Source organism: Thauera sp. 63, assembly GCF_000310165.2.
In the GTDB taxonomy this organism is placed as follows: domain Bacteria; phylum Pseudomonadota; class Gammaproteobacteria; order Burkholderiales; family Rhodocyclaceae; genus Thauera; species Thauera humireducens.
The window spans coordinates 17612-30607 of sequence record NZ_AMXC01000011.1 but is presented as its reverse complement, the minus strand read 5'-3'; the positions used below and the strand labels follow the sequence as shown (position 1 = coordinate 30607).

Sequence of the window (12996 nt, the reverse complement as noted above, 5' to 3'; positions counted from 1 at the left end):
TGCGTTAAGCTTGCACCCCCTCGATACCGTGCCGGCCCCGACGCGCGATGCCTTCCGAATTCGACCTGATCCGGCGTCATTTCAGCCGGCCCCCGCGACATACCGACCTCGCTGTCGGGGACGATGCCGCGCTGCTGAGCCCACGCGCCGGCATGCAGCTGGCGGTCTCGACCGACATGCTGGTCAGCGGCACCCACTTCTTTGCCGACACCGATCCGGAAGATCTCGGCTGGAAGACACTCGCGGTCAACGTCTCCGACCTGGCGGCGATGGGGGCTGAGCCGCGCTGGGCCTTCCTCGCCCTTGCCCTGCCGGCAGCCGACGACGCCTGGATCGCGGCCTTCGCGCGCGGCCTGTTCGCCTGCGCCGACGCCTACGGCGTAGACCTTGCAGGTGGCGACACCACCCGCGGCCCGCTGAACCTGTCGGTCACCATCATCGGCGAGGTCCCCGCAGGAAAGGCGATCACCCGTGCCGGCGCCCGCGCCGGAGACGAGCTGTGGATCTCGGGCCAGCCCGGACTGGCCGCCCTTGGACTGGCTGAGCTGCGCGGCGAGGTCGCACTGGACGCGGCCGGGCGCACCCGCTGCGTGGGCGCCCTGCAGCGTCCGCTGCCGCGCGTCGAACTGGGCCTGCAACTGCGGGGGCTGGCGACGGCGATGCTCGACGTGTCCGACGGCCTGCTCGGCGATCTCGCCCACATTCTGGAGCGTTCCGGGGTTGGCGCCATCGTGGAGGCCAACGCCCTGCCGCTCTGCGCGCTGCGCGCGACCGGCGCGGACGCGGCGACGGCCAGACGCTGCCTGCTGTCCGGCGGTGACGACTACGAGCTGCTGTTCACCGCACCGGTCGGCGCACGCCCGGCGCTACTCGAACTGTCCACCAGACTGGGTCTGCCGCTGCACCGCATCGGCCAGATCACCGGCCAGGCAGGCGACTGCCTGCTGCGCGAATCCGACGGCATACTGGCTCCCGCCAGCGCCTCGGGCTACGATCATTTCGCCTGAGTAGTCATTTCGCCTGAGCGTGCACACACGAGCCGCCACGCCCACATACCGCAGAACCCCGATCAGGACCCTTCAATGCGCCCAACCCCGCGCCTGCTGCTGAGCCACCCGACCCACTTCATCTCCCTCGGCTTCGGTGCCGGACTGTCGCCGTGGGCGCCGGGTACGGTCGGCACCTTGCTGGCGTGGGCGCTGTACCCGTTGATCCGCACCCCGCTGTCGGAATTCGTCTTCCTCGCCCTGCTCGCCAGCCTGTTCGTTGCCGGGGTGATCGCCGCCGAACGGACCGGACAGGCACTGGGCGTGCCGGACCATGGCGGCATCGTATGGGACGAGATGGTCGCCACCTGGCTGGTGCTCGCATTCGCCCCCAAGACGCTGCTGTGGCAGGCCATCGCAGTGGCGCTGTTCCGCTTCTTCGACATCGTCAAGCCGCCGCCGGTACGCTGGGCGGACCGCAGCTTCAAAGGCGGCTTCGGAGTCATGTTCGACGACCTCGTTGCGGCGGGCTACACCTTGCTGGCGCTGGCGGTACTGGTCACACTGTTCGGCATCTGATCCGAAGGGGAGGAGAGGCATGGACACCGAGCTCGACGCGCTCTCGGTCGCGGTCGGCGAGGCGCTGGCCGCGCGCGGCTGGATGCTGGCCACCGCGGAGTCCTGCACCGGCGGCTGGATCGCACAGGTCGTCACCGCCACCAGCGGCAGTTCGGCCTGGTTCGACCGCGGCTTCGTCACCTACTCGAATGCGGCCAAGACCGACATGCTCGGCGTCTCTGCGCACACCCTCGACAGCCACGGCGCGGTGAGCGAGGCCACGGTCGCCGAAATGGCGGAGGGCGCCCTGGCGCGCAGCACCGCGGACCTTGCCGTCGCGGTATCCGGCGTCGCCGGCCCGACCGGCGGCAGCGCGCAGAAACCCGTCGGCATGGTGTGCGTGGCCTGGGCGCAACGCAGGGTGCCGACACGGGTCCGTACGCTTCAGCTGCCCGGCGATCGCACGGCCGTGCGCCGTCAGACCGTGATCCACGCGCTCAGCGAAGTGATCGAACTCGCTCGCTGAAGCGGCTGGCGGGCGCCGACCCGCGGCATTGCTGTATTCATTTACAGGTCTTACACTGTCGCCGTCAGAGATGCCCGACACCATCACAGCAAGCTCTGTGCCATAATTCGCCAATCACTCAGGAACGACTTTCATGGACGACAACAAGGCCAAGGCGCTCGCCGCTGCGCTCTCGCAGATCGAAAAGCAGTTCGGCAAGGGTTCGATCATGCGCATGGGCGACGGCAACGTCGAACGCGACATCCAGACCGTGTCCACCGGCTCGCTCGGGCTCGACATCGCACTCGGCCTCGGCGGCCTGCCGCGCGGTCGTGTGGTCGAGATCTACGGCCCGGAGTCATCCGGCAAGACCACGCTGACGCTGCAGGTCATCGCCGAGATGCAGAAGCTCGGCGGCACCGCCGCGTTCATCGACGCCGAACATGCACTCGACGTCGGCTATGCCGAGAAGCTCGGCGTCAACATCCAGGACCTGCTGATCTCCCAGCCCGACACCGGCGAACAGGCGCTCGAGATCGCCGACATGCTGGTGCGCTCGGGCGGCGTGGACGTGGTCGTGGTCGACTCGGTCGCCGCACTGACGCCCAAGGCCGAAATCGAAGGCGAGATGGGCGACCAGCTCCCCGGCCTGCAGGCCCGCCTGATGTCGCAGGCGCTGCGCAAGCTCACCGCCAACATCAAGCGCACCAACACGCTGGTCATCTTCATCAACCAGATCCGCATGAAGATCGGCGTGATGTTCGGCAGCCCGGAGACCACCACCGGCGGCAACGCGCTCAAGTTCTACGCCTCGGTGCGCATGGACATCCGCCGCACCGGCACGATCAAGAAGGGCGACGAGGTCGTCGGGTCCGAGACCCGCGTCAAGGTGGTGAAGAACAAGGTCTCGCCCCCGTTCAAGGAAGCGCACTTCGACATCCTGTACGGCGAGGGCATCTCGCGCGAAGGCGAGATCATCGATCTCGGCGTCGACCACAAGATCGTCGACAAGTCCGGCGCCTGGTACGCCTACAAGGGCGACAAGATCGGCCAGGGCAAGGACAACTCGCGCGAGTTCCTGCGCAACAACCCTGCGCTGGCGCGCGAGATCGAGAACAGGGTCCGCGTCGCGGTCGGTCTGCCTGAAATGCCGCCGGCGACGCCCGCTGCGGCAGCCGCCGAGGCCTGAGCGCCCGACGCCATGGCCGAGCCCAGCCTGCGCGAGCGCGCCCTTCGCCACCTCGCCCGCCGCGATCATTCGCGCGCCGAGCTGGCGCGCAAGCTCGCCGCGCATGGCGAGGCCGACGAGGTCGAGGTCGTCATCGCACGCATGGGCGAACTCGGGTTGCAGTCCGACAGCCGCTTCGCGGAAGCCTTCGTGCGCGGCAAGGCCGCGCGTTTTGGCGCGAGCCGGCTGCGCAACGAGCTGGCCCGTCGCGGTATCGAGCGCGAACTGATCGACGAGGCCATCGCCGGCGAATGTACCGAGTCCGAGATCGAGCGTGCCCGCAGCGTGCTGCATGGCCGCTTCCGCGAGCCGCCGACCGACCCCCGCGAGTGGGCCCGGCAGGCGCGCTTCCTGCAAACCCGCGGCTTTGCGCCCGACCTGATCCGCAAGCTGCTGAAAGAGCCCTACGATGAGTCTGCTTAAGGTCGCCGGTCTGCAGAAGCGCTACAAGGCGCGCACGGTGGTGCACGACGTCGGCTTCGAGGTCGGCTCGGGCGAGGTCGTCGGCCTGCTCGGCCCCAACGGGGCGGGCAAGACCACCTGCTTCTACATGATCGTCGGCCTGGTGCGTGCCGACGGTGGCCAGATCGGGCTGGACGGCAAGGATCTCACCCACCTGCCGATTCACGCCCGTGCCCGCCTCGGCCTGTCCTACCTGCCGCAGGAAATGAGCGTGTTCCGCAAGCTCACGGTGGCCGAGAACATCCGCGCGGTGCTCGAACTGCAGGGGCTGGAGTCACGCCAGATCGACGAGCGCCTGCAGGAACTGCTCGAGGAACTGGGCATCACCCACCTGCGCGACAACACCGCGATCTCCCTGTCGGGTGGCGAACGCCGCCGCTGCGAGATCGCCCGCGCGCTCGCCACCGATCCGCGCCTGATCCTGCTCGACGAGCCTTTCGCCGGCGTCGACCCGATCGCCGTGATCGATATCCAGAAGATCATCCGCTTCCTCAAGGAACGCGGCATCGGCGTGCTCATCACCGACCACAACGTGCGCGAGACGCTTGGCATCTGCGATCGCGCCTATATCATCAGCGAGGGTCGCGTGCTCGCCAGCGGCCAGCCTGACGAGATCATCGCCAACGAGAAGGTGCGCCAGGTCTACCTCGGCGAACATTTCCGCCTCTAGCGCCCGAATGAAACCCAGCCTCCAGCTCAAGCTCTCGCAGCACCTCACGCTGACGCCTCAGCTGCAGCAGTCGATCAAGCTGCTGCAGCTGTCCACGCTCGAGCTGAACCAGGAGATCGAGCGCTTCCTGCTCGAGAACCCGATGCTCGAGCGCGAGGAGATCGACGACTTCGTGCCGCAGCCCGGTCTCGCCACCAGCACCCCGCCTGCCGAACGTGAGCGCGAGCGCGAACGCGAAACCAGCGCCGAGGCCACCAGCGACGGCGAAGCAGGAAAGGCGAACGATCGCGAGGACAACGAGGAAGGCATCGACTGGTCCAACGTCGGCAGTGGCGCCCAGGCCAAGCGCGACGATGACGACGACACCGACTTCCAGGAGTTCCAGGCGGCCGAGCTGTCGCTTCGCGACCACCTCGACGAGCAGGTCGCGCTGTCGCCGCTCTCCGACCGCGACCGCGCGCTGGTGCGCTTCATCATCGAGGCGCTGGACGACGACGGCTACCTGCACCAGCCGCTCGAGGAGTTGCTCGAGTTGCTGCCACCCGAGCTCGACATCGACCTCGACGAGCTTTCCATCGCGCTGCGCCACGTACAGCACCTCGACCCTGCCGGCATCGGCGCACGCAGCCCGCAGGAATGCCTGTCGCTGCAGCTGCGAGCGATGCCCGAGACGCCGACGCAGATGCTCGCGCTCGAGATCGTTGACCAGCATCTCGAACTGCTCGCCGAGCGCAACTTCGCGCGCCTCAAGAAACACACCGGTTGCGACGACGACCAGCTGCGCGCTGCCCACGCTCTGATCTGCAGCCTCGACCCGCATCCGGGCTCGCGCCACTCCGTCTCCGAGACGCGCTACGTGCTGCCTGACGTCATCGTGCGCAAGATCCGCGGACGCTGGACCGTCAGCCTCAACCAGGACGCGATGCCGCGCCTGCGCGTCAACCGGCTCTACGCCAGCCTGCTGCAGCAGAACCGCGGCCAGGGCGGCGGCCTGACCGGCCAGTTACAGGAAGCACGCTGGCTGATCAAGAACGTCCAGCAGCGTTTCGACACCATCCTGCGGGTCTCCCAAGCCATCGTTGACCAGCAGCGGCAGTTCTTCGATCATGGAGACGTGGCGATGCGGCCACTCACTCTCCGGGAGATCGCGGACCAGCTCGAACTGCACGAATCCACCGTTTCGCGCGTCACGACGCAGAAATACATGGCGACGCCGCGCGGTGTGTTCGAACTCAAGTATTTCTTCGGCAGCCACGTCTCCACCGACACTGGCGGAGCGGCCTCTTCCACGGCGATTCGGGCGCTGATTCGTCAACTGGTGGACGCCGAGGACAGCAAGAAGCCGCTGTCCGACGCAAGGATTGCAGAAGTTTTGGGCCAGCAGGGTATCGTGGTCGCACGACGCACCATCGCGAAGTACCGCGAATCACTGAATATCCCGCCGGTCAGTCTGCGCAAATCGATCTGACAACAACAGGAGTTACCATGAATCTCAACATCACCGGGCGCCACGTCGAGGTCACCCCGGCCATCCGTGACTACGTGAGCACCAAGCTTGACCGCGTCATCCGCCACTTCGACAACGTCACCAGCGTGGCGGTGATCCTCTCCGTCGAAAAGCTGAAGCAGAAGGCCGAAGTCACGCTGCACGTGCGCGGCAAGGATCTCTTCGTCGAAAGCGACGACGCAGACATGTACGCCGCCATCGACTCGATGGCTGACAAGCTCGATCGTCAGGTGCAGAAATACAAGCAGAAGATGGCCGACCACAACCACGAAGCCCTGAAGCATCAGGAGCCGGAAGCCTGATTGCCAGGTTGCGGTTTTATGTCCGGGGTGTGGGTATAATGCGCGCGTTTTCAAGACGCGGCTTCAACGCATCCCGGTCCGTCCGATCGCCCAGCGCGGCGCCAGCGGCAACGGCGCTGCGCAAGCTCCACTGCGAATGAGCCTGATACCTCAACTCCTGCCACTGTCCAATGTGGTGGTCGATCTCGATGCAAGCAGCAAGAAGCGTGTCTTCGAACAGGCGGGGCTGCTTTTCGAGAACAACCAGGGCATCGCCCGCATTCTGGTGTTCGACAGCCTGTTCGCTCGAGAACGGCTGGGCTCCACAGGCCTCGGCCAGGGCATCGCCATCCCGCATGGCCGCATCAAGGGCCTGAAGGAAGCGGCCGGCGCCTTCCTGCGCCTGGCTGCCCCGGTGCAGTTCGATGCGCCCGATGGCCGCCCGGTGAATCTCCTGTTCGTGCTGCTGGTGCCCGAGCAAGCCAACGAGACCCACCTGCAGCTCCTGTCCGAGCTCGCGCAGATGTTCAGCGACCGCGCCTTCCGCGAGGCACTGCTGAACGCGCCCGACGCCGAACACATCCACCAGATGTTCCTCGACTGGGGTACCGATGCGGCAGACAAGCGTCGCGAGGCTGTTTGAGGCCCAGCGCGAGCGCCTTGAACTCACCCACGTCAGCGGACGTCTCGACGCCACGCTGGCCGTCGCTGAAGAGCGTATCTGGCCGGCCGACCTCGTCGGCCACCTCAACCTGATCCACCCCACGCGCCTGCAGATCATTGGCGCCGCCGAGCTGGCCTGGGCACGGCGCCAGACGACCGACAAGGTCGCCCATCACCTCAACGAGATCCTGTCGACCCGGCCACCGGCCATCATCATCGCCGACGGCTGTGCTGCCTCGAACATCATCCACGGCATCTGCGAGGCCCACGACGTCGCCCTGTTCACCACGCCGCAGCCCGCGGCCGGCGTGATCGACCAGCTGCGCCTTTACCTGTCACGGGAACTGGCCGAGAAGATCTCCTTGCACGGCGTCTTCATGGACGTGCTCGGTGTGGGCGTGCTGATCACCGGCGATTCGGGCGCAGGCAAGTCGGAACTCGCGCTGGAGCTGATCTCGCGTGGCCACGGCCTGGTGGCGGACGACGTCGTCGAGTTCTCGCGCGTCGCCCCCACCGTGCTCGAAGGACGCTGCCCGCCGATGCTGCAGGACTTCATCGAAGTCCGCGGCCTGGGCATCCTCAACATCCGCACCATCTTTGGCGAGACGGCCTGCCGGCGCAAGATGCGCTTGCGCCTGGTCTGCCACCTGGAGCGCCGTCAGCCGGGCGCGGGCGACCCCTCCCGCCTGCCCCTGCAGCAGGAGGTCAAGGACATCCTCGGCGTGAAGGTGGCGCGGGTCGTGCTGCCCGTCGCCGCGGGACGCAACCTCGCCGTGCTACTCGAAGCGGCCGTACGCTCGACGATCCTGCAGTTGCGCGGCGTCGACACGATGCAGGAACTCATCGACCGCCAGATGCGGTTGATGCAGGCCGAAGGCCACGACCCCAAGGCCTGACTCGCACCCCGTCGCGTTCCGCCGCGCGGCGTCGTGACAGCCCGCCTTGCCGCAGCGCCGCATCGGCTGCTACCCTCGATCCCTTTGCTGCTTCAGCTTCACCGCGAGCCCCCTCATGAGCACCCCCACGGATTATCTCGAGCGCATCCTCAACGCGCAGGTCTACGACGTTGCCGTCGAGACGCCGCTCGACCTCGCCACCAATCTGTCCGCGCGCGCGCACAACCGCATCTTCCTCAAGCGCGAGGACATGCAGCCGGTGTTCAGCTTCAAGATCCGCGGGGCCTACAACAAGATGGCCAAGCTGTCTCCGCAGGCACTCAAGCGCGGCGTGATCTGCGCCTCCGCCGGCAACCACGCCCAGGGCGTGGCCTTGTCGGCGGCCAAGCTCGGTGTGCGCGCAGTGATCGTGATGCCGAGCACCACGCCGGCAATCAAGATCGACGCGGTCAAGGCGCGCGGCGGCGAGGTCGTGCTCGCCGGCGAGTCCTACTCCGACGCCTACGCGCACGCCCTCGAACTCGAGAAGGCAGAGAAGCTCACCTTCGTCCATCCCTTCGACGACCCGGACGTGATCGCCGGCCAGGGCACGGTGGGCATGGAGATCCTGCGCGCGCATCCGAAGCCGATCCACGCGGTGTTCTGCTGCGTCGGCGGTGGCGGCCTGATCGCCGGCGTGGCGGCCTACATCAAGCGCCTGCGTCCGGAGACGAAGATCATCGGCGTCGAGGCCGTCGACGCCGATGCGATGACCCAGTCGCTGGCGGCGGGCAAGCGTGTCGCGCTCGATCAGGTCGGCATCTTCGCCGACGGCGCGGCGGTCAAGGAAGTGGGCGCGGAGACCTTCCGCCTGTGCCAGCAGTACGTCGACGAGATGATCGTGGTCGACAACGACGCGATCTGCGCGGCGATCAAGGACGTGTTCGAAGACACCCGCTCCATCCTGGAGCCCGCGGGCGCGCTGGCCGTGGCCGGCGCCAAGGAATACGCCAGGCGCCACAAGCTGCGCGACAAGAGCCTGGTCGCGGTGGCCTCGGGCGCGAACATGAACTTCGATCGCCTGCGCTTCGTCGCCGAACGCGCCGAACTGGGCGAACAGCGCGAGGCGGTGCTGGCGGTGACGATTCCGGAGAAACCGGGTTCGTTCCGCAAGTTCATCAGCGTGCTCGGCAACCGCAACATCACCGAGTTCAACTATCGCTACGCCGACGCCAGGCAGGCGCACATCTTCGTCGGCGTCACGGTTCACAACCGCAACGAGGCCGGCCGCCTGGTCGAGATGCTCGAGCGCCACGAGCTGCCCGCCCTCGATCTCACCGACGACGAGCTGGCCAAGACCCACGTGCGCTACATGGTGGGCGGCCACTCGCCGCAGGCCGAGAACGAGGTCGTCTATCGCTTCGTTTTTCCCGAGCGGCCCGGCGCGCTGATGAATTTCCTCTCCAACCTGCGCTCGGACTGGAACATCTCGCTGTTCCACTACCGCAACCACGGCTCGGACTTCGGCCGCGTGCTCGTCGGCATGCAGGTACCGCCGGCCGACAAGGCGGCGTTCGACGACTTCCTGCAGCGTCTGGGCTACGAATACGTCGCCGAGACGGACAATCCCGCCTACCGCCTGTTCCTCGCCAGCTGAACCCGCGGCAGCTCAGGCTGCCCGCGCTGCCCCGGCCTCGGTGACGATCCAGTTCATCGGCCGGTCGTGCGGTTGTGGCAGCACGCTGTCGACCCGTCCCAGTTCGAATCCGACCCCGATCGCGATCGTCCGCATCTGCGCCAGCGTGCGGTCGAAATAGCCGCCGCCGTAGCCCAGGCGGTAGCCCGCTGCATCGAAAGCATTCAGCGGCACCAGCACCACCTCGGGCTGCACTTCCACTGCGTCGAGCGGATGCGGGATGCCATGCCGGTCGGGCACCATCGGCGCCCCCGGCACCCAACGCCGGAAATGCATCGCGGTGTCCTTCTCGACCACCACCGGCAACGCCGCGACCCGCTCACCCCCCTGCGTCAGCCAGTCCGCGACCCAGTCACGCAGATCCGGCTCCGCGCGATAGGGCCAGCAGAATCCAAGCGAGCTCGGCGCCAGTTCGCGGATCACCGCATCAAGATGATGCAGCAGCCGTCGGGTGAGGTCCTGCCTGTCCCCTGCACTCAGTTCCAGCCGCGCTTTCAGGGCCCTTTGTCGCATTCCGTTGCGGCGCTGCACAAGGTCCTCCCGGGGGTCGAAAACAGGCGTCATCACTGTGGTATGGTAGGTCGCAATGGAGAGCAAGAAGAGCATGAAGAAAGGCGTTACAGCCGCACTGCTGGCGGTCGGACTGCTTGCATCGACAGCAGCGCCGGGGCAGACGGTGTCCGAACCCGGCGACACCCGCATCGTCGCCGCTCGCGAAGCGCTGCGCAAGGGCGACCAGCGCATGCTGGAGCAGTTGGCCGCGACCACTGGACCCCATGTCCTCGATGTCTACGTCCGCTACTGGCGGCTGGTGAACGTGCTCGCGCGCCCGGAACCTGCGCCCGACGCCGAGCTCGATGCATTCCTGCACGCGGAAGCCGGTACCGTGCTCGCCGAGCGACTTCGCGCCGACTGGCTGCGCCGGCTGGCCAAGGACGGCGACTGGGCACGCTTCGTCACCCTCTACCCGGCGCTGCGCAATCCCGACTACGAGATGCGCTGCACCGCCTGGACCGCACGCCTGATGACCGGCGACCGCAGTGCGCTGGAAGAAGTTGCACAGCAGTGGCGCACCCTGGACGACGCCCCTGCTGCCTGCGACACCCCGCTGCGCGCCGCGTTCGAATCCGGCAGCGTCAGCGAGGACGCGGTGTGGCAACGCGCCCGCCGCCAGGTCGACACGCGCAAGCCGGACGACGCACGCATCACCTGGCGCTGGCTGCCGGCCGAAGCAGCGCCCGCCGCCGCGCAGGTCGAGCACGCCCTGAAGTCGCCGGGCGCCTGGCTCGACCGCCTGCCCGCCAATTTTTCCGTCACCCGCGGCGGCCGCGAACTGGTGCTCGCCGCACTGACGCGTGTCGCGCGCGAGGACTCACGCGGCGCCTACGATCGCCTGCTGCGCCTGCAGGACCGCCTCGGGAGCGAGGAACGCGGCCACATGATGGCCGTCATCGCGATGCACGCGGCGCTGGACCAGTTCCCCGAGGCCCTTGGCCTGTACCGCGCGACGGCCGGCGTCGAGCTGACGCCGCTGCAGCGCGCCTGGCGGGTGCGTGCCGCCCTGCGCGCGCTCGACTGGAAGGGCGTGCAGGAAGCGATCGAGGCGCTCCCGGACGGCGAGCGCGAAGCGCCCGAATGGACCTACTGGCTCGGGCGCGCGCATGCCGCCACCGGCAACAGGACCGAGGCCGAGGCCCTGTTCGCCCGCATTGCCGGCGAACCGCACTTCTACGGCATCCTTGCCGGGGAGGAGCTTGGCCAGCCGTTCTCGCCGCCACCGTCAAATGGCCTGCTGCCTGCAGCACGGCTCGCCGAAGCGGAAAACGATCCGGGCCTGCAGCGCGCGCTGGCCCTGTACCGGCTGGACATGCGCACCGAGGCGATACGGGAATGGATCTGGGCGCTGCGGGACCGCGACGAGCCCTTCCGTCTCGCTGCCGCGCATATCGCCCTGCGCAACGAACTCTACGACCGCGCGATCAATACCGCCGAGCTCGCCAACCCGCGTGCGAACTTCGAACTGCGTTTCCTGACCCCCTACCGCGACCTCATCGAACCGCAGGTGCGCAGCCAGGGGCTCGACCTGGCCTGGATATACGGCCTCATGCGCCAGGAAAGCCGCTTCGTCGTGCCGGCTCGCTCCAGCGCCGGCGCCCAGGGGCTGATGCAGGTCATGCCCGCCACCGGCAAATGGGTTGCCGGCCAGATCGGGCTGCGCAACTACAGCCAGAGCATGCTCGCCGACCCGGACACGAACGTCCTGCTCGGCACCAGCTACATGCGCCTGATCCTCGAGGGACTCGACAACCACCCGGTGCTGGCCAGCGCCGGCTACAACGCCGGGCCGGGGCGCGCGCGCCGCTGGCGCGACGAGAAGCCGCTCGAAGGCGCCATCTACGTCGAGACCATCCCCTTCGACGAGACGCGCGACTACGTCCGCAAGGTGATGACCAATGCCGTGATCTACGGTGCCATGCTCGACCGCAGGCCGCAGTCGCTCAAGGACCGGCTGGGCGTCGTCAGCCCCCGCCCGGCGCGCGAATGAACACGAACCTTTACGTAAACAGCAACAGCGAGATTCCACCATGCAAGTCAAACGCGTCGTTCTCGTAGGTGGCTCCGGCTTCGTTGGCCGGGCCATCGCCAACCGCCTGGCGAATGCCGGGGTGAGCGTGCTCGTTCCCACCCGCCGCCGCAGCAGGGCCGGCCACATCCTCCTGCTGCCCAACGTCGAGGCCGTCGAAGCCGACGTGCATGATCCGGCCACCCTCGCCCGCCTGTTCGCCGGCGCGGACGCGGTGGTGAGCCTCGTCGGCGTGCTGCATTCGCGCAGCGGCGAGCCCTACGGACCTGACTTTGCCCGCGCCCACGTCGAGCTGCCGAAGAAGATTGTTACCGCCTGTCGCGGCGCAGGCGTGAAGCGACTGGTGCACATCAGCGCGCTCGGAGCGAGCAGCGAAGGGCCGTCCGAGTACCAGCGCTCCAAGGCGGCCGGTGAAGCCGCGATCCGCAGCACGGGCGCAGACCTCGACTGGGTCATCCTGCGTCCCTCGGTCATCTTCGGTCGCGACGACCGCTTCCTGAACATGTTCGCGGAGTTGGCCGGCCTCTTTCCGGTGCTGCCGCTCGCCGGGGCGAACACGCGCTTCCAGCCCGTTCACGTCGAGGACATCGCCGAGATCGTGTGGCGCAGCCTCACGGCACCGGAGGCCGCGGGCCAGACCTACGAACTTGCCGGCCCGACTGTCTACACCTTGCGCCAGCTGGTCGAGTACGTTTCCGCCCTGGTCGGCAAGCCACGCCCGGTCATCGCCCTGCCCGAGGGGCTGGCCATGCTGCAGGCGCGCCTGATGGAACTGGCACCGCAGCCGCTGATGAGCCGCGACAATGTGCGCTCGATGCGCGTCGACAACGTCGCCACGGGGGAGCCGCTGCCGTTCGGCGTGACGCCCACGGCGATCGAGGCGGTCGTACCCGGCTGGCTTGGCAGGGATACCATGCGCGCCAACTACTACCCCTTCCGTCGCCGCGCGCGCCGGTAAGGCCTCACCACCACGGAGCAAGC

The 12996-nt window shown here is 67.7% G+C and carries 14 protein-coding genes; 13 read left to right on the top strand and 1 reads right to left on the bottom strand.

What is annotated here, in order from left to right; translation table 11 throughout:
- Window positions 1-47 precede the first annotated feature (47 nt).
- The 11 genes from thiL (at window position 48) to ilvA (ending at window position 9392) form a co-directional block, all read left to right on the top strand.
- Window positions 48-1007: a thiamine-phosphate kinase gene (thiL, locus tag C664_RS11370; RefSeq protein ID WP_004259816.1), complete on the top strand. Its 960-nt coding sequence runs from the start codon at window positions 48-50 to the stop codon at window positions 1005-1007.
- Between the two features lie 75 nt (window positions 1008-1082).
- Window positions 1083-1565: a phosphatidylglycerophosphatase A family protein gene (locus C664_RS11365; RefSeq protein WP_004259814.1), complete on the top strand. Its 483-nt coding sequence runs from the start codon at window positions 1083-1085 to the stop codon at window positions 1563-1565.
- 19 nt (window positions 1566-1584) lie between these two features.
- Window positions 1585-2070: a CinA family protein gene (locus C664_RS11360; protein WP_004259811.1), complete on the top strand. Its 486-nt coding sequence runs from the start codon at window positions 1585-1587 to the stop codon at window positions 2068-2070.
- A gap of 133 nt (window positions 2071-2203) precedes the next feature.
- Complete coding sequence (gene recA, locus C664_RS11355) at window positions 2204-3238, top strand: recombinase RecA (protein ID WP_004259809.1); 1035 nt, start codon at window positions 2204-2206, stop codon at window positions 3236-3238.
- A gap of 12 nt (window positions 3239-3250) precedes the next feature.
- Window positions 3251-3700, top strand: coding sequence for a recombination regulator RecX (gene recX, locus C664_RS11350; RefSeq protein ID WP_004259807.1), 450 nt, complete (start codon window positions 3251-3253; stop codon window positions 3698-3700).
- Window positions 3687-4409 carry an LPS export ABC transporter ATP-binding protein gene (lptB, locus tag C664_RS11345; protein WP_004259805.1) on the top strand — a complete coding sequence of 241 codons (723 nt, stop codon included), beginning with the start codon at window positions 3687-3689 and terminating at the stop codon, window positions 4407-4409. Before recX ends, lptB begins: the two co-directional genes overlap by 14 nt.
- A 7-nt stretch (window positions 4410-4416) precedes the next feature.
- Window positions 4417-5877 (top strand): RNA polymerase factor sigma-54, encoded by a 1461-nt coding sequence (locus C664_RS11340; RefSeq protein ID WP_004259803.1) that lies wholly within the window; start codon window positions 4417-4419, stop codon window positions 5875-5877.
- Between the two features lie 17 nt (window positions 5878-5894).
- Window positions 5895-6218, top strand: coding sequence for a ribosome hibernation-promoting factor, HPF/YfiA family (hpf, locus tag C664_RS11335; protein WP_004259801.1), 324 nt, complete (start codon window positions 5895-5897; stop codon window positions 6216-6218).
- Between the two features lie 136 nt (window positions 6219-6354).
- Entirely contained in the window at window positions 6355-6840 is a 486-nt protein-coding gene (gene ptsN / locus C664_RS11330; protein ID WP_004259799.1) for a PTS IIA-like nitrogen regulatory protein PtsN, read from the top strand.
- Window positions 6809-7756 (top strand): HPr(Ser) kinase/phosphatase, encoded by a 948-nt coding sequence (gene hprK / locus C664_RS11325; protein WP_004259797.1) that lies wholly within the window; start codon window positions 6809-6811, stop codon window positions 7754-7756. Before ptsN ends, hprK begins: the two co-directional genes overlap by 32 nt.
- A gap of 115 nt (window positions 7757-7871) precedes the next feature.
- Complete coding sequence (gene ilvA / locus C664_RS11320) at window positions 7872-9392, top strand: threonine ammonia-lyase, biosynthetic (RefSeq protein WP_004259793.1); 1521 nt, start codon at window positions 7872-7874, stop codon at window positions 9390-9392.
- A 12-nt stretch (window positions 9393-9404) separates the two neighbouring features.
- Here ilvA and C664_RS11315 read toward each other — a convergent pair whose 3' ends face one another.
- Window positions 9405-10037: a 5-formyltetrahydrofolate cyclo-ligase gene (locus C664_RS11315; protein WP_004259791.1), complete on the bottom strand. Its 633-nt coding sequence runs from the start codon at window positions 10035-10037 to the stop codon at window positions 9405-9407.
- Between C664_RS11315 and C664_RS11310 the strand changes: the two genes are divergently transcribed.
- On the top strand, window positions 10036-11976 hold the full coding sequence (locus C664_RS11310; RefSeq protein WP_004259787.1) for a lytic transglycosylase domain-containing protein: 1941 nt from the start codon (window positions 10036-10038) through the stop codon (window positions 11974-11976). The genes C664_RS11315 and C664_RS11310 overlap by 2 nt on opposite strands.
- Window positions 11977-12016: 40 nt before the next feature.
- Window positions 12017-12973 (top strand): complex I NDUFA9 subunit family protein, encoded by a 957-nt coding sequence (locus C664_RS11305; RefSeq protein WP_004259783.1) that lies wholly within the window; start codon window positions 12017-12019, stop codon window positions 12971-12973.
- Window positions 12974-12996 lie beyond the last annotated feature (23 nt).